Annotated in this window: 18 protein-coding genes and 1 tRNA gene; 2 read left to right on the forward strand and 17 right to left on the reverse strand. The window is 40.8% G+C overall.

Annotation, left to right across the window (positions count from 1 at the left end; all coding sequences use genetic code 11):
• Positions 1 to 137 precede the first annotated feature (137 nt).
• The 9 genes from HY817_02615 to HY817_02655 all read right to left on the reverse strand — a co-directional run bounded on the left by HY817_02615 (position 138) and on the right by HY817_02655 (position 10,807).
• Positions 138 to 213 (reverse strand) — tRNA-Lys (locus HY817_02615).
• A gap of 136 nt (positions 214 to 349) precedes the next feature.
• On the reverse strand, positions 350 to 1,441 hold the full coding sequence (gene dnaJ, locus HY817_02620; protein MBI4836128.1) for a molecular chaperone DnaJ: 1,092 nt from the start codon (positions 1,439 to 1,441) through the stop codon (positions 350 to 352).
• A gap of 2 nt (positions 1,442 to 1,443) precedes the next feature.
• Positions 1,444 to 2,511 (reverse strand): trypsin-like peptidase domain-containing protein, encoded by a 1,068-nt coding sequence (locus HY817_02625; protein ID MBI4836129.1) that lies wholly within the window; start codon positions 2,509 to 2,511, stop codon positions 1,444 to 1,446.
• Positions 2,512 to 2,842: 331 nt separating this feature from the next.
• Positions 2,843 to 4,765: a molecular chaperone DnaK gene (gene dnaK / locus HY817_02630; GenBank protein ID MBI4836130.1), complete on the reverse strand. Its 1,923-nt coding sequence runs from the start codon at positions 4,763 to 4,765 to the stop codon at positions 2,843 to 2,845.
• A gap of 132 nt (positions 4,766 to 4,897) precedes the next feature.
• Entirely contained in the window at positions 4,898 to 5,461 is a 564-nt protein-coding gene (locus tag HY817_02635) for a nucleotide exchange factor GrpE (GenBank protein MBI4836131.1), read from the reverse strand.
• A gap of 58 nt (positions 5,462 to 5,519) precedes the next feature.
• Positions 5,520 to 6,254, reverse strand: a complete 735-nt coding sequence (locus HY817_02640; GenBank protein MBI4836132.1) for a hypothetical protein — start codon at positions 6,252 to 6,254, stop codon at positions 5,520 to 5,522.
• Positions 6,244 to 8,829 (reverse strand): ATP-dependent chaperone ClpB, encoded by a 2,586-nt coding sequence (gene clpB, locus HY817_02645; protein MBI4836133.1) that lies wholly within the window; start codon positions 8,827 to 8,829, stop codon positions 6,244 to 6,246. Before clpB ends, HY817_02640 begins: the two co-directional genes overlap by 11 nt.
• A gap of 75 nt (positions 8,830 to 8,904) precedes the next feature.
• Entirely contained in the window at positions 8,905 to 10,002 is a 1,098-nt protein-coding gene (locus HY817_02650; GenBank protein MBI4836134.1) for a hypothetical protein, read from the reverse strand.
• Positions 10,003 to 10,078: 76 nt separating this feature from the next.
• Positions 10,079 to 10,807 carry a 16S rRNA (uracil(1498)-N(3))-methyltransferase gene (locus HY817_02655; protein MBI4836135.1) on the reverse strand — a complete coding sequence of 243 codons (729 nt, stop codon included), beginning with the start codon at positions 10,805 to 10,807 and terminating at the stop codon, positions 10,079 to 10,081.
• Positions 10,808 to 10,946: 139 nt separating this feature from the next.
• Here HY817_02655 and HY817_02660 point away from each other — a divergent pair, with 139 nt between their 5' ends.
• The gene (locus HY817_02660) at positions 10,947 to 11,753 is read left to right on the forward strand and encodes a hypothetical protein (protein MBI4836136.1); all 807 of its coding nucleotides are present in this window, start codon (positions 10,947 to 10,949) and stop codon (positions 11,751 to 11,753) included.
• Positions 11,754 to 11,933: 180 nt separating this feature from the next.
• Positions 11,934 to 14,384: a leucine--tRNA ligase gene (locus HY817_02665; protein MBI4836137.1), complete on the forward strand. Its 2,451-nt coding sequence runs from the start codon at positions 11,934 to 11,936 to the stop codon at positions 14,382 to 14,384.
• A 291-nt stretch (positions 14,385 to 14,675) separates the two neighbouring features.
• Here the strand turns inward: HY817_02665 and HY817_02670 are convergent, their stop codons facing one another.
• The 8 genes from HY817_02670 to HY817_02705 all read right to left on the reverse strand — a co-directional run bounded on the left by HY817_02670 (position 14,676) and on the right by HY817_02705 (position 22,425).
• Complete coding sequence (locus HY817_02670; protein ID MBI4836138.1) at positions 14,676 to 15,383, reverse strand: S-layer homology domain-containing protein; 708 nt, start codon at positions 15,381 to 15,383, stop codon at positions 14,676 to 14,678.
• A 71-nt stretch (positions 15,384 to 15,454) separates the two neighbouring features.
• A complete protein-coding gene (locus tag HY817_02675) occupies positions 15,455 to 15,751 on the reverse strand; it encodes a hypothetical protein (protein MBI4836139.1) in 297 nt (98 codons plus the stop codon).
• Positions 15,752 to 15,758: 7 nt separating this feature from the next.
• A complete protein-coding gene (locus HY817_02680; GenBank protein MBI4836140.1) occupies positions 15,759 to 16,307 on the reverse strand; it encodes a sigma-70 family RNA polymerase sigma factor in 549 nt (182 codons plus the stop codon).
• A 63-nt stretch (positions 16,308 to 16,370) separates the two neighbouring features.
• Positions 16,371 to 17,156, reverse strand: coding sequence for an inositol monophosphatase family protein (locus tag HY817_02685; protein ID MBI4836141.1), 786 nt, complete (start codon positions 17,154 to 17,156; stop codon positions 16,371 to 16,373).
• A 42-nt stretch (positions 17,157 to 17,198) separates the two neighbouring features.
• Positions 17,199 to 18,680, reverse strand: coding sequence for an S-layer homology domain-containing protein (locus HY817_02690; GenBank protein ID MBI4836142.1), 1,482 nt, complete (start codon positions 18,678 to 18,680; stop codon positions 17,199 to 17,201).
• Positions 18,681 to 18,804: 124 nt separating this feature from the next.
• Positions 18,805 to 19,560, reverse strand: a complete 756-nt coding sequence (locus HY817_02695) for a hypothetical protein (GenBank protein ID MBI4836143.1) — start codon at positions 19,558 to 19,560, stop codon at positions 18,805 to 18,807.
• Between the two features lie 9 nt (positions 19,561 to 19,569).
• Positions 19,570 to 22,023 (reverse strand): type IV secretion system DNA-binding domain-containing protein, encoded by a 2,454-nt coding sequence (locus HY817_02700; protein ID MBI4836144.1) that lies wholly within the window; start codon positions 22,021 to 22,023, stop codon positions 19,570 to 19,572.
• 117 nt (positions 22,024 to 22,140) lie between these two features.
• Entirely contained in the window at positions 22,141 to 22,425 is a 285-nt protein-coding gene (locus tag HY817_02705; GenBank protein ID MBI4836145.1) for a hypothetical protein, read from the reverse strand.
• Positions 22,426 to 22,433: the final 8 nt, after the last annotated feature.

The raw sequence follows: 22,433 nt of genomic DNA on the forward strand, positions 1-22,433 counted from the left end.
ATGCCGCGAGACAGGATTCTCCAGGATGAGGACGTGGCTCCCATGTTTGCTTGCTTTTTAAATATACTCAAAAAGCCTCATAACAATATACGAGGATTAGGATTAGGATAAGATACGTCACACCTACGGTGCTCGTGTGGTGGGACGGGCGGGAATCGAACCCGCGACCGTCAGCTTAAAAGGCTGTTGCTCTACCGACTGAGCTACCGTCCCAGAGAAATTCTAGATGATAAAATCTAAATTCTTAATCAGTTTTGAGGCTGCGTCGCTTTTTCGAGCGACAATCTAGATTCTATAATTTCCTTTGCGGCGTGATATTAGTAATGATTCTTGCTTTAGGCAAGGTCTATTATCCAAAAAAGCCTTTTTTCTTTGGTTGTGTTTCTAATGTAGCCAACTCTTCATAAAGTTTTTTCTCTTCAACAGAAAGTTTTTCCGGAACATGGATACCAATCGTTACATAATGATGTCCTTGATTCCCTCGAGTGTCATGGATGCCTTGATTTTTGATTTTGATAATTGTACCAGGTTGAGTACCGGCGGGAATTTTTAACATACTTTCACCGTGAATTGTTTTCACTGGTACTGTTTTGCCCAGTACAGCGGTAGTCACTGATAGCGGTAATTCGCTGTAGATGTCATGATCTTTTCTGCTGAACTCTTTGCTGGGAGTGACTTGAACATGCAAATAGAGATCACCTGGATGTTTGCCAAATCGACCAATCTCTCCATAGCCGCGCATTCTCAATGTCTCGCCATTATCAATGCCGGCGGGGATATGAATGCTTAATGTTTCTTGTTTTCTCTTTCGGCCTTCACCCTGACATTCGCTACAACGCTGACTGATCTTTTTACCTGAACCGTGACAAACATTACAGAGCTGATTGGTAACCACTTGACCCAGAATAGTATTTTGTACTCTTCTCACTTGACCCGTACCATTACAGGTGTCACAGGTACTTACTTGGCTGCCCGGTTCACCACCAGTGCCTTTACAATGGTCGCATTGAGCTAAGCGGGTGAGAACGATATCTTTGTCGGTACCAAAACAAGCTTCTTCAAAACTAATAGTAATTTGCATTTCCAAATCACGTCCTTGCTCCTCGGCTCTTTGGCCACCGAAACTGCCACCACTGCCGCCAAAAAAGGTTTCAAAGATATCACCAAAACCACCGAATTGAGAAAAGTCAAAATTGCCCTGTTGAAAGCCACCTTGGCCAAATTGTTCAGTAGAGCCAAATTGATCATATTGGGCACGTTTTTGATCATCGCTTAATGCTTCATAAGCATTGTTGATGGCCTTAAACTTTTCTTCAGCTGCTTTATCGCCCTTATGTTTATCAGGGTGCCATTCTTTTGCCAGCTTACGATATGCCTTTTTTATGTCTTCAGTAGACGCGTTTTTGGGTACTCCTAAAATTTCGTATAAATCCTGAGCCATGGTTAATTCTGTTGAGATTGTTCGTTGAGTGTCACTGTGTACATTTTTTCTTCGCCACGATGGTATACTTTCAAGTTCACATTGTCACCAGGTTTAAACTTTTGTAATGATTTCGCTAAATTATTTTTTTCATCAATCTTTTGGCCATTGAGCTCGAGAATAATATCATTCTCTACTAAGCCAGCTTTATCAGCAGGACTTCCTGGCAACACTGCCAATTCAGTTGCTTGATCACCGCGAATAATTAAGGCTCCATATTCGACCGGTAACTGATTAGCCTTGGCTATTGTTTTGTTGAGTATCATATAGCGCACGCCCAGCTGTGGTCGCACCACTCTGCCTGAAGTCTTAATACTTTCGACAATAAATTTGGCATCGTTAATAGGTAGGGCAAAACCAATTGATTGACCTGACCGATCAATAGCCGTATTAATACCGATTACTTGACCCTGTAGATTGACTAATGGGCCACCACTATTGCCTGGATTGATAGCAGCATCAGTTTGAATAATGCCCTCCAATGATTCACTACGACGACCTGATTCATCACTGGCTTTGATGGTACGATTTAAGCCACTCACTATGCCTTTGCTGACTGTTTGGCGATATTCATTAAGGCTATTACCAATGGCCACTACAGTTTGGCCAATTTCTATTTTATTAGAATCACCCAGCTCTACGGTGGGTAAATTTGAGCCTTCAATCTTTAACACGGCTAAGTCATTTAAAGGGTCAGTGTCAAGCAATTGTGCTTTGTACTCAGTGCCATCATTGAGAAATATCGCGTAGCTGGCACTCTTATCACTTACTACATGTTTATTGGTAATAATGTAACCATCGGTACTAATAATAAATCCGGTACCGCCACCGACTTCTCTTTCAATAGGATCTTGGTCGGTAATATCATCATTGGGTGTCGAAGGCTTGAGTGGCCGCCCGGTGAAAGGATCAATAAAGAAAAAATTGCGATTGCGATCGGCATTAAGAGCACTGACAGTTTTTTTGATCACTACACTCACCACAGCAGGTTGCGCTTTCTTAATAGCATTGATTGTAGCTTCTTCTTCCATGATCGCAGAAAATACTGCTCCGGTTGTATTGGTGGTAGAGAATATTGCTGTTTCTGGTTGTGACAATACTGGTGGAGGTAGTAATTGTGTGCCCGCATAGAAGGCTCCACTAGCGAATACAATGCTAATTACGGCCATGACTGCAATAGCTGCTTTGAGTGAAACTCTCTGTCCTGATTTCTGAGTGTGTTCAATAATAGTTGTTGTTTGAGATTGTTCTGTTTGAGATTGTTCTGATTGTGATGTGGTGTTGTCTAACATGATATATGGGGGTTAATGACATTAGGAGAAAACTTGGGGGACAGATAGCTAGTGAGCTATAATCTAGATTTTAGCTTTTAGCTTCCTTCTCATCATCTTCCTTTTTCTTCTCCTCATTATTCTCTACGACTTCTCCTTCTACCACGTTACCATCTTTCTTGGCGCTTTCCTCAGCATCCTTAGCTGCTTCATATAATTTGGTGCCAATTTTTTGCGCTGCTTCGGAGAGCTTTTCAGTGGCTGCTTTGATTTCATCTGCAGTACTTTCTTCTTTAGCAAGCAATTCTTTCAATGAAACAATTTCTGCCTCTACTGGTTTCTTTTCTTCGGCGGTAATCTTGTCGCCAGCTTTGCTAAATGCTTGTTCAGTACTATATATGAGTGTTTCAGCAAGATTTCTCTGTTCTGCTTTTTCACGTTTTTTCTTATCTTCTTCGGCATATAGTTCGGCCTCTTTTTGCATCTTTTCAATCTCTTCTTTGCTTAAGCCACTAGAGCCTTGAATGGTGATTTTTTGTTCGCGGCCAGTACCTTTGTCTTTGGCTGACACATGAAGAATACCGTTGGCATCGATATCAAACTTCACCTCAATTTGAGGGATGCCGCGTGGTGCGGGAGCAATACCATCAAGAATAAATCGACCCAAGGACTTGTTATCTTTAGCCATTTCTCGATCGCCTTGTACCACATGAATTTCTACGGAAGGTTGATTGTCACTAGCGGTAGAAAATGTTTGGGACTTTGAGGTAGGAATCGTGGTGTTACGCTCGATGAGTCGAGTAGCTACACCACCCATAGTTTCAATACCAAGACTTAGGGGAGTAACATCCAAAAGCAAAACATCCTTAACATCTCCCTGCAAGACACCACCTTGAATAGCAGCACCAATAGCGACTACTTCGTCGGGATTGATACCAGCAGAAGGTTTCTTTTTGAAGATCTCTTCTACCTTTTGCATAATTGCTGGCATGCGAGTTTGGCCACCAACTAAAATAATTTCATCAATCTCTTCTACTTTTACCCCAGCATCTTTAATTGCGTTCAAACAAGGATCGATGGTGCGTTCAATAAATGGTTTCGCTAATTCATTGAGCTTACTGCGAGTAAGCTTAATATTTAAATGTTTTGGAGAACCATTTTCTGCCGTAATAAAAGGCAAATTAATTTCTGTGTCGACACTAGAGGAAAGTTCAATCTTTGCCTTCTCAGCACTTTCTCGTAAGCGTTGTAGGGCAATATCGTCTTTACTTAGATCAAGTCCTTGATCTTTTTTAAATTCGCTCACTAACCATTTAACAATAGCATTATCTAAATCATCTCCACCTAAGTGGGTATCACCATTAGTAGAAAGTACTTCAAAGACTCCATCACTTAATTCAAGAATAGAAATATCAAATGTTCCTCCACCAAAATCATATACTGCCAATTTTCCTTCTTTCTTTTTGTCCATGCCATAGGCAAGGGCAGCAGCAGTTGGTTCGTTGATAATGCGTTTTACATCGAGACCAGCAATTTTTCCTGCATCTTTGGTAGCTTGGCGTTGTGAATCATTAAAATAAGCGGGTACTGTGATTACCGCTTCAGTAACAGGATGCCCTAAGTAATGTTCAGCGTCACGCTTCAGCTTTTGTAAAACCATGGCACTAATTTCTGCCGGCTTTCTTGATTTGCCATCAAAAATAATATCTACTTCACCATTTTTCCCCTCGGCAAATTCATAAGGTACCGTTTTCATTTCCTCTTGCACCTCTTTATATTGTCTACCAATAAAACGCTTAGCAGAATAAATAGTATTTTTAGGGTTTGTTACTGATTGCCGCTTTGCTACGATACCAACAAGCAATTCATCGTCACCCTTGCCACTTTTTTTGGCCACTACTGAAGGAGTGGTACGCATACCTTCACTATTAGGAATAACAGTTACTTGGCCACCCTCCATCACAGCGACACAAGAGTTGGTTGTTCCTAAGTCAATACCTATGATCTTAGACATACATTTATATTTAAATTATTACTTAGCACTCAGAAGTATAGAGTGCCAAAATGGGGAAGTCAAATCAGTTGAAAGAGAAAGAAAGAAAAATGCTGAAAGCTGAATGCTGAGTTCTGAATTGAGGGGGAAGGACTATTTTTGCACCCTTACTTTTGCTGGTCGAAGTACTTTTTCGTGCAGCAGGTAACCGGCTTCAATTTCATCAATTACTACATCGGATTCAGTATCGGGTTTTTCTCCAACGCCGATAATCTCGTGGAAATTGGGATCAGCTTTGGTTCCTACTGTGGGAATCTTTTTGACGCCTAACTTTTCTAGCGTTTGTAAAAAATGTTTTTCGATGGCAAATACACCATTTACCCATTGATTGTCTTTTAATTCCTCCGGAATATGGAGAAATGCTCTTTGTAAATTATCGATAACTGGCAATAATTCGTTAATACACTGACCTGAGGCAAACTTGATAGTGCTTTCTAGTTCTTGACTCTGTCTGCGCCGAAAATTAATAAAATCAGCTTGGGCTCGAGCAACGCTTTCTTTTAATTGAGCTATTTCTGCTTTTAGTAGTTCAATCTCATCATTCGTTTGGGTTGGTGGGGGAGTGTTGCCATTTTGAGCTTGGGGATTTTCCTCCTGCGGTGTGGAGGGATCATTGTCAAAGTTGATAGAAATGTTGGGATCTTTGGTGTCAAACATAGGAATTACAAATTACGGATTACGAATTACAAATGGGGGGGGGAAAAAGTAGGGGGGATTAAAAGTGAGTCTTTTCTAAATCATTTCTTACCGCAGTCAGGGCTGCGATGTTCCTGGGATAATTCATGCGCATCGCTCCCAGTATGCCAATGATGCCGCTATATTCGGGGGACATTTCATATTGCGTGGCTAGTAGCGAACAGCCTTTGATCGCTTCAATGATATTCTCTTTGCCAATTAGTACGGTGACATCATGACTGAGATTCAGACTTTCTAATAATTCCAAAAAGTGGTCTTGGTCTTCTAGTACTTCTACTACGGTGCTAAAGCGAGCGCTGTCGGCAAACTCAGGTTTTCTCATGGCATTTGCAAGGCCAAGATAGTAGGTTTCTCCGAGCCAAGGTAAGGTGGCAAAACTTACTTCATCAGTAATCTTAGCTAGAATGCCCACGGAAGTGTAGATTGCTTTTTCTGCTTTTTGACTGGCAATCTTTTCTTGCATTTGCTGTACGTGATTCAATTGCTGCAAATAGCTCTGGGGAATACGAATATGTTGTTCGTCCATCATTTGATCGATGAAATAGCGTAAACCTTTTTCTGTGGGCACGCGGCCAGCGGATGTATGCGGCTGATAGATAAGGCCTGCTTTTTCAAGTAACATCATATCGTTCCGTACAGTGGCGGGACTGACTGAAAAGTCGAACTCATCTAGTAGATACTGTGACCCTACGGGGCCACCTTCTTTAATGAATGTCTCGATAATGGCTTTGAGAATGCTAAATTTACGATCCATGATGTTCAACTTGCAAAGTAATTTGGTCAGCGACGTAATCGACAATCACTGTATCTCCTGGCTTGATTGTACCGCTCACAATTTCCAACGCAAGTTTATCCAAGATTTGTTTTTGAATCACGCGTTTTAGTGGTCGGGCACCAAACACAGGGTCATAGCCAGCATTGCCTAAGAACTTTTTGGCAATAGTAGTGATCTCTAAGGTAATACTTTGTTTTGCTAAGCGTTCTTGTACTTTGGCTACCTGTAATTCCACAATCTGTTGGATTTCTTTCTCAGTGAGCGGAGTAAAGGTGATAATCTCATCAATACGATTGAGAAATTCAGGTCTGAAGCTATGACGAAGAATTTCTTGCAGGGCCTGTTCTTGCTCTTTGGGCTTTTTTGCCAATTTTTGAATGACGTCGCTGCCTAAATTAGTAGTCATAATAATGACTGTGTTTCTAAAATCTACGGTGCGTCCTTTGCTATCAGTTAAGCGGCCATCATCGAGTACCTGTAAAAAAATGTTAAATACTTCAGGATGAGCTTTTTCAATTTCATCAAATAAAATGACACTAAATGGTCGTCTTCGTACCGCTTCAGTTAACTGTCCACCTTCTTCATAACCGATGTACCCTGGAGGTGAGCCAATTAGCCGAGCAACACTGTGCTTTTCCATATATTCACTCATATCGATACGTACCAGGGCATTTTCATCATGGAAAACTGTGGCTGCCAAAGCTTTTGCTAATTCAGTTTTTCCTACACCAGTTGGGCCCATGAAAATGAAAGAACCAAGCGGCCTATTTTCTTCTTGAATGCCAGAGCGAGCACGACGAATGGTATTGGCTAGGGCACTGAGTGCTTTTTTTTGACCAATCACTCTTGTGGCTAAGTTTTCTTCCAATTGGACTAACTTTTCAACATCACTGCTCAACATTTTGGTTACCGGTATCCCAGTCCATCGATGTACGATCTTGGCAATATCTTCTTCACTTACTTCTTCTTTGAGAAAATGATCATCTTTCTGTAAGCCTGCTAGTTTTGTTTCTGCTTCGGCCAGCTCCTGATTGAGCTTGGGTAAAATGCCATAGCGAATCTCAGCTACTCTTTGCAAATCAGCAGCTCTTTCGGCTTGTTCCTCCTCATTACGAATCTTTTCGATTTCAGTTTTTTTACTACGAATAGTAGTAATAACTTCTTTTTCTTCCCGCCATTTCAATTCAATTACTTTAGATTCTTCTTTGAGATTAGCTAACTCATGTTCAATTTCTGCTAGCCGCTTTTTACTATTTTCATCGTTTTCTTTCTTTAATGCTTCCTTTTCGATTTCCAATTGCATGATCTTCCGTTCCAATGAATCTAATGCCTGGGGCTTACTATCAATTTCCATTCTGAGCATCGAGGTGGCCTCGTCGATCAAATCAATTGCTTTGTCTGGTAGAAAGCGGTCGGTGATATAACGTTTAGAAAGAGTAACGGCAGCAACTATGGCACTATCTTTAATACGCACACCATGATGCACTTCGTATCTTTCTTTGATTCCACGTAAAATTGAGATTGCATCATCCACTGTAGGTTCATTGACTATTACTGGCTGAAATCTTCTCTCCAGAGCGGCATCTTTTTCAATATATTGACGGTATTCTTTCAAAGTGGTGGCACCGACAGTACGTAGCTTCCCTCGTGCCAAGGCTGGTTTTAATAAATTTCCAGCATCCATAGCACCATCAGTTTTGCCCGCACCGATAATAAGGTGCAGCTCATCAATAAAAAGAATAATGTCATCTCTACCCTCGATTTCTTTGATAATTGCTTTCAAACGATCTTCAAATTCACCGCGATATTTAGTGCCAGCAATCAAGGCACCCATATCTAAAGATAGTAACTGTTTATGCTTGAGATTCTCTGGGACATCACCAGCAATAACTCTTCGGGCTAGTCCTTCAGCAATCGCAGTTTTTCCTACACCTGGTTCACCAATTAATACCGGATTGTTTTTGGTACGACGAGAGAGAATTTGCATGACCCGCCGAATCTCGTCGTCACGGCCAATGACAGGATCTATTTTCCCTTCTTGTGCCTGTTTGGTTAGGTTAATCGTATACTTTTCTAATGCCTGATACTTACCTTCTGGATCAGGGTCAGAGACTTTTTGCTGGCCCCGAACTTTGGCCAAAGCCTGGAGAGTTTTTTCGTAAGTAATCCTGGCATTATTGAGTAAACGTTGAGCATCACTTTTGATATTTAACAAAGCCAAAAAAATGTGTTCAGTAGAAATATATTCGTCACGCAATTTCCCTGCTTCACTCTCACCACTACTCCATATCTGTTTAAACTCTGGAGCAATATAGGTGGTCTCGCTGCCAGATACTTGGGGATATGTTTTAAGCTGGGTTTCAATGTCAGTAATGAGATGGTTCTTGTTTACTTCAAGACTTTTCAGTAAAGCGGGCACAATACCACCCTCTTGCTTCACTAAAGCGAAAAGCAAATGAGCTGCTGTGGCCGTTTGATGCTTATGTTCTTCAGCAATTTGTTGCATATCCTGCAATGCTTCACGAGCCTTATTAGTAAGTTTTTCGATATTCATAAATAGGCAAATTAGCACTCTGAATTATAGAGTGCTAGGTTTTGCCCGTCAATATTATGAACTGAAGTTTAGCTATTAAGCGGCTTGTGCTACAACACTACTGTGACTGTCTATATAGGTGCGAATAGTCCACAATTGTTGTAGATTTGTGCCTAGTTCTTTTTGTCTTGCAGTCCTTTCTGTTTCCTGGGTAATTGTTTGTGATCTATCCATAGCATCTGTGATCGGCTTTCTGGTATCGTCAATAATAGTTCTGATGTCTTGAGCTAATGGCAGGGGAATTGATTGCCCATGACCAATGAGTGGGATAGCGGCATTGATCGTGGCTATGTGTCGTTCCAGCTGATCTTTGTTGGCCGGATTGCCAGTCGATAGCATTGCTCTGAAAAACATAAGACGTTGCTGCAAAAAGTCATAGGTTAATCTTGCTTCTGGCGCAAGCTGTAACTCTATTGTATTAGGAACTTCGCGAACAGCAGTCGGTGGTGGCGGAGTGGAGATAAATTGTTGCGCTCTTTCTCTCAGAAGCTGAATCTGAGCAGCATATTCTTTACCTTTGGGAGTAGTCGGTCCTCCTTGGCTAGTAATGATAAACTGTAACACAAGCTCCGTATTACGATCTTTACTAGCAATTAATCTTAATACTCTTGCTAAAGCATCTCCAGTAATTTCGGGTAATGTATCTGCTGATTTGCTCATGATATTCTCTGTAGGATTGAGTAGTGTATGCAGTACTTTTTTCTGTTGGCCATGATTGGCTGGAACTTCCTGAGCCTGCTTCGCTATCTGTGTTAATTGGGCTAAATGAGCTTTGATCGCAGCTTCTGCTAATGCTACCTTTCTTCGTTGGGCCTCTTTCCTTAAATTAGCAATTTGACCTAAATATTCGCGTGCTTTATCGGGATTAGCCAAAGAGCTGGTGATTTGATGGAGAGTGTTTTCCACTTGGCCATTGAGAATACTAAGCAATGCCTTATCTCTTTCCTCCTGAGTCAAGTCTCGAAGTTGAGCAGCTGATGTGTTAAGAATATCCAAAATACTCAAACCTTCAGCTTTACTAAGGACTGCATGTAAAATCTTTTTCTCCTGACCAGGATTAACGGCAATTGGTTTGCTAGCGTCTATGCTATTATCTACACCACCAATCCCGTCATTTAATTGCATGTCATTCATACTTTTTGTTTTCCTTTTATTGTAGCACAGTTGACACTGCTGAGCCATTTTTTGCCTGATGCTATCCGCTCAATAATTAGCTATAAATCTGTGCAACTATACTCAAGCTAGCAATAGCAGCTGTCTCTAAACGTAATACTCGTTTCCCTAAACTGAAGGGGATGGCTCCAATAGCCATGAGTTTTTCTTCTTCCTTTTCAGTGAAACCTCCTTCGGGACCAATAATAACTACAACTTCTGTGACAGCAGTTTGTTTTTGCGGCAATAATGCTATGAGGTTTTGTTTTGTCAGTAAGCTCGCGAATAGCACCATTTGCTGTCCTTGGAAATGCAAGGCTGATAATTCACTAATGCCGAGAACTTGGGGAATCTTTATTCTGCCAGACTGCTCAGCAGCTTCAATGATGATTCTATCCATGCGTTCACTTTTAGGTAAGGAATGTCGTTGCGTTCTTGCTGTGATCAATGGAATAAACTTAGTGACACCCAATTCGGTCCCTTTTTGTAAAATCCATTCCCATTTGTCTGCCTTTTGGGGCAAAGCTTGGATAAGGGTAAGAATATAAGGAAGCTCTCTATCGACACTATTCTGGGCGAGGATTGTTAGCGTATAAGTGTTATGCTCCTGTGTTGCTATTTTACAAAGATATTCTTGACCATTTTGATCAAAGAAAAGAAAGGAATCATCTAGCTTTGCCCGCAGCACATTTTTGAGCTGATAATATAAATCACTGTGCTCTTTACTATTGAGAGTGAACTTTTGATCAATGATCTGAGGGAGTGATGATAAATAGAATCTATGCATAAACTAATTGAATATCCTTAAATAGAGAAAGCTTAGATATCATTTCTTACAATAGAAGAGATGTATATTACAGAATACTAAATAGACATTGTCAAATGTTAAAAAGTGTGTAACAATCATCCCTTCATTTATTTTATCTATGAAAAAGCTGGCAATTTGTCTATTGGCGCTAGTAGCTCTACCAATACTTTCACTTCATTTCTTGGCGGCAAAAGCTGATACAGAAATTCTGCCAAAAGGGGAAGAACTTTCTAATGCGACTCCACAAGAACCAATAGATTGGGCACATTTTGCTGACTTTCTAAAACCAGTAAATGTTTTATCGCCTAGACAGCATGAAGTATTGAAAAATAATCCCCGCAAAGCCGGTATTGGTTGGGAAAAGCTAGTTGATGCGATGGACTATGAAGTGGAATTGGCTTGTGAATTTTGTGCTGATAGCAAAGTGGCATGGAGCAAAGTAGTGCGTAAAAGTGTGCATTATTATACCCATTGGATCACTCCTGCTTTGGCTCATGAAGGGAAATATCGTTTCCGTGTTCGTGGTATTGCCCAAAGTGGCTTGATGGGCCCATGGTCAGACTATCGTTACTTCACCTATGATACTAAGCCCATTGTCTACCTTCCCAAGCGCACAGAAACATATGGCATTGCGGCACCAAAACTATTAATGCCTCAACAAGGAGAAATGTTTAAACCTTCAGCGACTGTGGATGCAGTGTGGGAACCATTGGCAAAAGTACTTTCTTATGAAGTTGAGCTTGGTTGTCGTCAATGTAAAGCAAATCAAGAGTGGATCACTACGAAGCACACAACCCTAGACACCACATTACACTTAGATTCTTTTCAAAAGAGTCAAGAATATCGTTTTCGAGTAAGAGCACTTGATACCGCCGGGAAAATGGGCATTTGGTCAGATTATCGCTATTTTACTATTCAAGAGTAGCAAAAAAATTCTGAATGCTGAATGCTGAATTGAGGTAGGAGGCTACGCGGCTTTTTCAATTTTATTGAAAAAGTTATACATCATTGTTTGCTCAACAACTTTCGTCCCACTGTCCATTCCGAATTCAGAATTCCGAATTTCGAATTCTTTTGCTATTATCCTTCCGCTTTAGCCTTATTTATGTCCTTTGATCCTGCTGTTATAGAAGCAAAATGGCGAAAACGTTGGCAAGATGAAAAAGTATATCGTACCCCTAATAATCTCGATCGGCCAAAATGTTATGTGCTTGATATGTTCCCATATCCCTCAGGGGCGGGACTGCATGTCGGTCATCCGCTAGGCTATATTGGCTCGGATATTATTGCTCGTTTTAAACGCATGACCGGCCATGATGTATTGCATCCTATGGGTTGGGATGCATTTGGTTTGCCAGCAGAAAATTATGCGATCAAGACAGGCACCCATCCGCGGGTGACTACGGAAAAAAATATTCAAAATTTTCATCGTCAATTAGAAAGCTTTGGTTTTTCTTATGATTGGGAAAGAGAATTGAGTACAGTGGACCCTAAATATTACAAATGGACACAATGGATTTTTGTGCAATTATTTAAGCAAGGTTTGGCCTATGAAGCAGAAATGCCTATTAATTGGTGTCCTAGCTGCAAAACTGGCTTAGCTAATGAGGAAGTAGTAGATGGTGCCTGTGAACGTTGTGGTACTACGGTAGTGCGGAAAGATTTGCGTCAATGGGTACTAAGAATTACCAAATATGCTGATCGTTTATTAGCTGGTCTAAAAAATGTTCATTGGCCAGAGAAGACTCGCATTGCTCAAGAAAATTGGATTGGTCGAAGTGAAGGAACAGAAATCCATTTTGGTTTAGAAAATAAGGAAGAAAAAATAACCGTCTTTACCACTCGTATAGACACTATTTATGGTTGTACTTATGTAGTCTTGGCCCCAGAGCATCCTTTGGTTAGCTCATTGGTTACGGCTAAACAAAAGAAGGAAGTAGAGCAATATATCGACACTACTAAGAAAAAAAGCGATTTGGAGCGTACCGATCTCAACAAAGATAAAACTGGTGTCTTCACAGGTAGCTTTGCCTTGAATCCTTATACCAATGAGTATGTTCCTATCTGGTTAGCTGATTATGTTTTGGGTCACTATGGTACTGGAGCGGTGATGGCCGTGCCGGCTCATGATGAACGTGACTTCGAATTTGCTCAGAAGTATCAATTGCCAATCAAAACAGTCATTGTGCCGGAAAAATTAACTTTAGATAATCAAGTTTCTCTGTGGACTAAAGATTTCTCTCCAGAAGCGGCTGGTATGCAATTGCCTTATTGTGATGATGGTATTTGTATTAATTCCGATACTTTAAGTGGTTTAACTAGTGAGACTGCTCGCAAGAAAGCAGTTGAGTTGGGAATGGCCAAAGGCTTTGCTCAACAGAAAGTGAATTATCGTCTGCATGACTGGGTATTTTCTCGGCAACGTTATTGGGGAGAACCAATACCAATTGTGCACTGTGAATCCTGTGGGCCTGTGGCTATACCGGAAGAAGAATTGCCCTTATTGTTACCTGAAGTAGAAAAGTACGAACCAACTGGTACCGGTGAATCACCTTTGGCTAGTATTACGGAATGGGTCAATACCACATGTCCTAAATGCCAGAAACCAGCGAAAAGAGAGACCAACACTATGCCTCAATGGGCGGGCTCTTGTTGGTACTTTTTGCGCTTTATTGATCCTTTCAATGAGCAATCTTTAGCTGATTACGATTTGTTGAAACGTTGGATGCCAGTAGATATGTATATCGGTGGTTCTGAGCATGCGGTGCTCCATCTGCTTTATGCCCGTTTTTGGAATATGTTTTTGTATGATATCAAGGTGGTGCCTTATGAAGAACCCTTCAAAACTTTGAAACATCAAGGAATTATTTTAGGTGAAAATAGCCAAAAAATGAGCAAATCTCGCGGTAATGTAGTGAATCCTGATGTGATAATTAATCAATATGGCGCGGATACGTTTCGTTTATACGAGATGTTCATGGGACCATTTACGGAAATGAAGCCGTGGAGTACCCAATCGATTGAAGGTGTGTCACGCTTTTTAAGCAAAGTTTGGCGTTTGCTAGAAAAAACTCTTACTGGGGATGAAGAGAATGAATTAACGTGTTTAGTTCATAAAACAATTAAGAAAGTAGGAGAAGATATTGAAGCACTCTCTTTCAACACAGCGATTAGCCAAATGATGATATTGGTGAATGCTTTAGGAGAAAAAGAAACAGTGTATCAGCCTTACTTAGAAGCGCTGCTAAAATTACTAGCACCTTTTGCTCCTCATATAAGTGAAGAGCTCTGGGAAAAGTTGGGGCACACATCCTTCTTGGTATCGGAAAGTTGGCCGCACTATGAAAATCGTTATTTAGTAGAAACAGAAATTGAGATTCCCATTCAAGTAAATGGAAAAGTTCGAGATGTGATGAAAGTAGCAGCTGATATTGAGAAAGAGGAAATTCTAAGCCGGGCAAAAGCTTCACCAGCGGTAGCAAAATGGTTAGAAAGCGGCAAGCTGGAAAAGGAAATTTATATACCTGGGAAAATGGTGAATTTGGTGGTTAAGTAACTATGCATACCAATACTATCGGTGGTTCATGAGTGCTAATGATTACAAGCTCCATCAGCATCAGATCCCTCCCTTCGATTCCACTCAGGGCAGGCTTGCGCTCGGGATGACAAGTGTGTGTGTTTATTCACCAAACAAGCTGGTCAGTTTTTGCTTAGGTAAGAGACAATTGACCAATTTGTTTGAGTGCCATTCCCTTGTCTCATTGTCATCTCGACCTCGTGGAGAGATCTGATACTGATAAAGTTAACAATTTTTGTTTGCCTATAACTTAACAATGAGCTTCTATTTTTAATTAAAACTATCAAAATCAATCTCATCAAGTTCAGCCATAGTCTCATCAATACTATCGAGCTCAGATTCAAAGTCACTGCTCGAGGTAGTAGTGCTGAACGGTTGATTCGTTTGTTTTACTTGTAGTCCTCGATAAAGGACCCTGGCCATTTTTGCTCGTAGGAATTCATTATGAATGCCATAATAATCACCATTGGGGAGAGCTGAAAGATTGAAATTTCTGACATAGAGAATATATGGCGCCCACCAGTCAGTGGCTCGCACGTCTTGATATAAGTTTTGCGTCACGCTTGGTAATCGTAGCTGTAGACTATTAAGAATAATCTTCAAAGCTTCAATTTCAGTAACTTTATTATTTGGTTTAAATGTTCCATCTGGATAACCTTGCAAAATACCATTGCTACGAGCGGTATAAGCATAAGCATGACACCAGTTACTAGTTGGCAAGTCGGGAAAGATTGATGATTGCGGTGTAACCAAAGAGATATTGCTGGTTTTAAGGGCTATTTTGGTTAGCTCACAACGAGTCAGGCCCAATTCAGGATGAAACTTGCCGTCTTCACTGCCACTAATAATATTTTGTGCTTGCAAATAGTTAATTGCAGTAGAGTCTGGATGGATGCTGCTGACATCGCTAAAACTGGCAAAAACGGTACCAGAGGTGCCGAGCAAGAAAGAACCAATAATAAGTAACTTTTTGATCACAAGTATTTAGGGTAAATGGCTCAAGTAAATGTCTTTTTCAAAGTAAAGTGTTTTACTTTTACTGTCAAAATTTATTCTACCAATTGGGTTTGAATGGTGCTCAGAGCAGTATCAATATCGAGTGTTTGAATATCAGTTTCTAAATCATGCAACTGCTGCAAAAAATAATCGTCATTTGGGGCTACTATAGTATTGGAGTGAAAAGGCTGCAGAATTAAAAATAGCGAGCCCGCTATTGCCAAGACCGGAATACTTAACCATGCCCACCAATGATGAGACTTCATTCGCTCTCCCAAAAGATCATGTTCTAACTTTTTGACAAATTCCTTTTTTGGGCGATCCTTACTAGCTTTCAAAAGTTGAGTCATAGATTCTTCAGTTGGCATATAATAAAGGGTAAATAGTAGCAGCTTTTTTAAGGGCACGATGTTGTAATACTTTGACATTTTCTGGAGTCAATTTGAGCTGATGAGCAGTTTCTTTGATTGAATAATTTTTCAAGAAACGATACCTAAGCACTTTTCGGTATTGTCGAGGTAATTGACGTAAAATATTGTGCACGGTTTTTTCACTGTGGATTAATGGCTCATATTGCTCAGTTTGGGGGATTTCCTGGGCTAAATAATCTGCTAACGGGATCTCTTTTCCCTTTTTATAAACACTGCGCCAATGATCATTGAGGGTGAATCTTGCTATTGTGAAGATCCAAGTCTGAAACTTTGCTTCAAAACGAAAACTTTTGATGGATTGTAAAATTTTGAAAAAAGTCTGGGAAGTAAGATCTTCTGCCTCTTCTCTGTGTTGTACATGGTATAAGAAAAAACGATAGAGAGAAGTAATATAGTGATGATATAAAGGACGAAAGCTTTCTATATTACCAGCCTGGACTTTTCGGATTAAATCAGTTTCATCGTGAAGCAACATGTTCAACAGTTATCTACATTACTATAGTCGGAAGGGTGTTACGAAGAAATTACGAATTACGAATTACAAATTACGAATGGAGGGAAGGGCAGGGGAGATCACTTGTAGGAAGTCATTGTGGACTTGGCCATTGGTGATGAGGTGACCATTTACTTCTCTATCGTAAGGCTGAGCTTCGCCAGTTAAGCTGGTCATTTGGCCACCAGCTTCTTCGATAAGCACTTGAAGGGCTGCTGAGTCGTGAGCTTTTTTGCCGGCGAATATGCTTGCTAATAAATCGCCACTAGCTACTAGCATACCCATATAAATAGTGGATCCTAGGCTTACGATATGAATATTTTCTTTTCGAGCAAATTGCATGATTGTTTTGAGCAGTGTGGGATAACGGCGACTAGGTACTACCCCAATGAGCCCTCGATTAAGCGTTATTTGTTTATTGACATAGATTCGTTTTTGATTGAGGTAAGCTCCCTGGCCAGCTTCAGCAAAAAATAATCTATCCAAGAAAGGATCATAAATAGTACTTAGTATGCTTTTCCCTTGATGGACCAAGGCCAAAGCAAAAACGCAATTTGGTATCCCATGAGAAAATGGGGTGGTGCCATCGACCGGGTCACATACCCAAACAAATTCACTAGCCTGCAATTTGCTTCCTTCTTCGGCCATGATGCTATGGCTAGGATAATGAGCTTGAATCTCATCTAATACTAATTGATTGATAGCTAAGTCCGTTAAAGTCACGGGACTATTATCTTCTTTCCATTCCTTAACCATATTGTGCTGGAAATTGTTTTTGATAATGGTCCCTGCTTGATAGGCGAGGCTGATGGCGAGATCACGGTAATGCATGAGGCAGAGTCAGAATGAAGTGATGCCGGTAATTGGCATGCTTTAAAGTTGTGGTCTGATGCTATTCCACCACAAATTGGCCATTGCATCATAACCTGCTGCATTAGGGTGATTACCATCATCTGAGAGCGTGGCTGCACTATAGAAAATTGTGCTGTTATAGAAGTCAACAATAGTAGCGTTATAAGTCCGTGCTTTGGTACGAATAATATCATTGAACCCATTAGCAACTCTTGTCATTCTTTGCCTACCGGTGGCAGATTCACAGACCGCAGCTGCTCCTGTACGACGAGCTTGATCATCGACTAATCCCACGAAGATTTTAATGCCAGCGCTATGAAGACGGGACATAATCGTCTCCATATTGTCGTTATAATTAGCAATAGTTCCAGCTGAGGTGTCATTGTCATTCCAACAATCAACCCACATGTCGTTGCTGCCGATCAAAACCAATGCTGCATCTGGTCTGGCAGATACCGCTGTGCTTAATTGTCCTTCAACTAAATTCCCAGAATCATTACCGGACCGACCGATACTAATCACTCGAGAACCTGGTCTCAGTGTCTCAATACGATTTTGTAAGCGTAATGGATAGCCCCCCATCTCATGCTCATCACGATCACCTTCAGTAAGGCTATCTCCTAAGGCATAAAAAGTTAATGCGCCACTAGGCAAACGACCGCTACTAGTAGAGCTGGTGGGTGACGCTGATGGAGTTGGTGTTGGTGTAGGAGTAGGAGAGCTAGTGCTGCTAGGTGTGGGCATTGGTGAAGAAGCTGCCGGTGTTGGCGATGTCTCCTCCTCTTCGTCTTGGTCTGTGTCTTCGTCTTCACTTCCCTCGTTCTCATCGTCTTCCTCATTGTTGCCAGTCTGCTTCCGATTCGCTACCTCCGGATGGGCAGCAATATATTCGGTCAATTTGACAATAATTTTACTCATCTCCGCCCGGGTCAAATTAGCATGTGGTCTGAAACTGCCTCCATTATTAATCAATCCAATACTAGCTGCTGTAGTAACATAAGGAGCATACCAGCTCGCTCCCGCTATGTCTGAAAATGAAGAGCCATTGCCTGATACTGCTATCCCATAAACTCCCAACAGAATTTTTAATGCTTCTGCTCGAGTAACCGAATTATTAGGATGGAACATTCTTCTTTGGGCGCAGCCTGAAGAGGATCCTTGCACGGCTCCACGGACAAAAAGTGTTTGCACAAAAGTATTGCTCCAATTATTTACCTCTACATCACAAAAAGTGGTAGCAGCTGGGGACAAAGAGAGAATGCGTTGATACTCAGCTGCTTTGGTGGCCATCTTTGCTAATTCTGCTCTTGTAATGGAGCGGAAAGGAAAAAAGTTTTGGTTATTGGCAATAATACCAGCACTAACTAATTGCTCCGTATAAGGATAAAACCAATCATTCCCGCGAACATCTTGAAAAGCAGCATTGGCTAAAGGAGTCACCAATAGTGCTATGGCCCAAAATGCTATTACTTTAGTCCCAGCTATGATGTGTTTAAAAGGCATATAAGAATACTAAATACATGCCTGAGAATAGCAGGAAAAAGTGGGTATTTACATGAGAAGCAGATGACAGAATAAGAAATAGATCAATCTATCTTAAAGTCTGAGCGCTCAATTAGAATACACACTAATTACTCTTATTGGGTTTATTAGGTGAAACCACTTGGCGTAACCATTTATCAAAACCATATAGTCCAGCAGTTAACTTTGATAATGCGCCATTATTTATTCCCGGCACTTTTGCCACAGGTCCCTTTTTATCACTAATAGTTGGTTGAGCCAAACCAATAACCAAATTTTGCCATGGTGCTAATTCTTTGGCAGTGATGATCTGCTTTTGGCTCCAAGCTTGTTGCAGGCTGGCACTTGGCGCTTTCAATCCAGCCTCCTCTAACTGTTTAATTAGTGTCGCTACTTGAATATGAAGGGTGCTTTGAGAAACAATTTCTGCTACCTGGGCATTATTTTGTATGTGCCCGGTTTCAAAGAGTTGAAATAGCTCTCGGGCTACAGCGTATTGCTCCTGTTTGGCTAGCGCAAGCATGGCATCATACACTGTTCGACCAATGGCTTTTTGCCTGGTCTCTTCGACTTTGAGTGAGAATCCTCGCAGTAAAGGGTTGCGATCTTCATGAAGAATATCAAAGGCATTGTTGAGCGTTTCTGCTGTCGTGGCTGTCTCAAATATTTTGACAAATAGCCCGGCTATATCTTGAGCCTGTTCCGGAGCTACGGATCCGGCATTCATACTATGCAGCAAATACTTTTCAAAGGCCTGAGCTAATTGACGACGAACATCAATGGCTGAAGCTCTTTGCCAGTCTATATTGGCTAATGCGCTAGTTTGCTCGGGAAGATCTTTTGATTGTTCTTGGGTAATCATACAACAAGCTTAAGCAACATTACTAAAGTCCACATCGCCAATACGAGAAAGAATTTCTGGTCCCACAAAGCGCACATCGCGGCCATAGCGGAGGCGAGACATTTCTGTTGCTACTTTAGTGATTTCTTTATTGCCTTTATCAAAGTCCTTCACCGTATTTAAACTAAATGGGGGAGAAATAATATTGGCAATCGACATTTTGATACAGGCATTGAAACCTCGTAGATTGATCAAATCATTAGCAGAAAATACTGGTCCCATTTCTTTTTCCATATATTCAGCATCTTGAGCACCGATTTTGAAATTGAGCATAGTACCCACATTACCAAATACGGCATTTTTAACTTTGTCATTGTTATTTTTCACTAACTGCGCAATATACTGATGAGCGACAATCAACCCTAAGCGATATTTACGTGCTTCAGAAAGGATACTTTCAAAGGCATCAGTAACGAAGTTTTGAAACTCATCAACATACAAAAAGAAGGGTTGGCGCTCACTTTTGGCGATACCTGCTCTCCGCATAGCTGCGACCTGCATTTTGTTGACGAAAATCATACCGAGAAGATTGGCATTGATATCACCAATTAATCCTTTGGCCAACTTTACGAAAATAATTTTTTTGCTGTTCATGGCTTCACTGAAATCGAAACTAGATTTAGTCTGACCAACAATGTTGCGCATGGTGGTATTGGTCACAAAGGCACCGAACTTTGCCGCTAAGAAAGGAATCATTTCCTCTTTTTCCCGAGCACCAGTAGCGGCCATTTGTTTCGTCCAAAAGGACTTCACAATAGGATTTTTTACTTTGCTCACTTTGTATTGCTGCCACTTTTCATCCGTAAAAAGGCGGACAATATCAGTCAAGGCACCACCTTCTTCTTCGTCATCCATCAAGGTGAGACAACCATTACGAAAATAATCTTGAATACGCGGACCAAATATTTCTGGACCGAATAAGCCAATCATCATGTTCATGGCATCAAGGGCAATAAAATCTTTTTCTTCTGGTGTTTTTGCTTCTAGCATATTGATGCCCACGGGATACTTCGTGTCAGATGGATCGAAAACAATAACGTCTTGAATTCTTTCGGGTGGTATCCATTCCATACAGTCGTCTACTAATTCTCCATGAGGATCCACTACACATAGACCATGACCAGCTTTCATGTCCTGTTTTACCAGTGCCTTTTGCAGTACAGATTTACCCATACCAGTTTGACCAATGATGTAGAGGTGACGAAAACGGTCTTCAAAGTTCATGTAGACTTCGCGACTATTACCACGATAGACATTGTAGCCAATGAGTACACCTTCTTTAGCTAACACAGCCGGTGCTGCTGCAATACGGAAGTTCTGCCAATGGATAGAAGGGGTAGTATTGATATGACTATTAGGAAAATGAAAGATACTGGCAATTTCTTCAGTATTCAGTATGGCCAATTTATCGCTTGAGCCGATACTTATTGCTTTGTACCCCTTAATTGTTTTATCAGATGGGATTTTTTCATAGACAATAAATTCATTGGTAGCTGGATCATTATATTGGCCAAAAGAGCTGATCAAAGTTTCTACATGTGCTCTCGCTTTCTCTTCAGTAGCAGAAGAAGAAACAACTCTAATGACACATTTGAACCCTACTTTGCGGGCTTTCTCATTCACCAGTTTTATTTGTTCTTGTTCGACATCAGTAGGTGTATGCTTTTCTTTTTTATCATCCTTACTAAAAATGCTTTGGACAAGTTCGCCAATTTTAATCAATGGTTTAAGGAACTTGTTAACTTCTAATGATTTGCCATCACGAATCTTGCCTACTGCTTTGAGACTTTTATCTGTCCACTTTTTATCTGCAGGCATTAGTAGTAGCTGGATAGCACTACCTTCATCGATTTCCAATTGAGCTAGAGGATTGATCAAGCTATTCATAGGATCCGCACTCAAATTTCGGAAAGTGCGAATAGGGAAAATCCAATTCTTGCCCAACTTTAAAGTGGCCCCATGGTGTTCTTTCCCTTCGGTAAATATAGTTTGATCCTCACGTTTCACTAATTCAATATTGGCATCAGGATAAAAGGCAGTAATCTGCTTTTGGATCAAGCTCAAATATTCTGGCAGAGCAATGATAAAAAAGTCTATCTGACAACCATCAGGATTGCTTTTAAAATTTTTTGCTGAGAGTTCAAAACCAAAATAATCATCATCATTAAAATAAGCTTTCCAGCGACTCTTCTGGGTTTTATTCATGGCAGTAAGTACTTGCTCCATGATGGCAATCACTTCTTTGTGGTCGCCTGGCTTATTATTCGGATCAGCTTTAGGAATGGTGACCAAATAATATTGCAGCTGTTTAGCTCTTTCCGCATTTTTTTCTGCTCTTCTCTTTGCCAAGAACCACAAACATATTTTCCAGAGAGAATATGTGACCACAATGCCAATCAATACGGAGGTGAGGGAACTGTTCATTGTGTATTTATTTTGTGCTTCTAAACATTATAACACAGCTAAAGATGGCAGGAAACACGGGGAATTAGAGCTAAGAGCGAAGAGCTGAGAGCTAAGATAGGAAAAAACTCTTAGCTCTTAGCTCTTTTTCAAGCGTTTCTTCACTTCTTCATCCACCACTTGCTGAATACTGTTTAAGTAGCCATCGGTATCAAAGTTGGCCAAATCAGTGCCATAGCGTTGAATGTCTTTGTCCAATCGATCTTCTTCTCGGAGCAGGGAAATAACCTCCGCGAAAGTCTCGGGAGTCATGGTGCCTTTGTTTACTTGTTCAGTTAGCGCTAGTTTGAGCTCTTGATCTAAGGCTGATAAAGCTAGTAAATCGTGGAATTCCTGAATAGTGTGAAGATCTTGGATAGGCATAAGTATCG

This window comes from Candidatus Abawacabacteria bacterium (assembly GCA_016207805.1).
GTDB lineage: Bacteria > Patescibacteriota > Gracilibacteria > RBG-16-42-10 > RBG-16-42-10 > JACQZO01.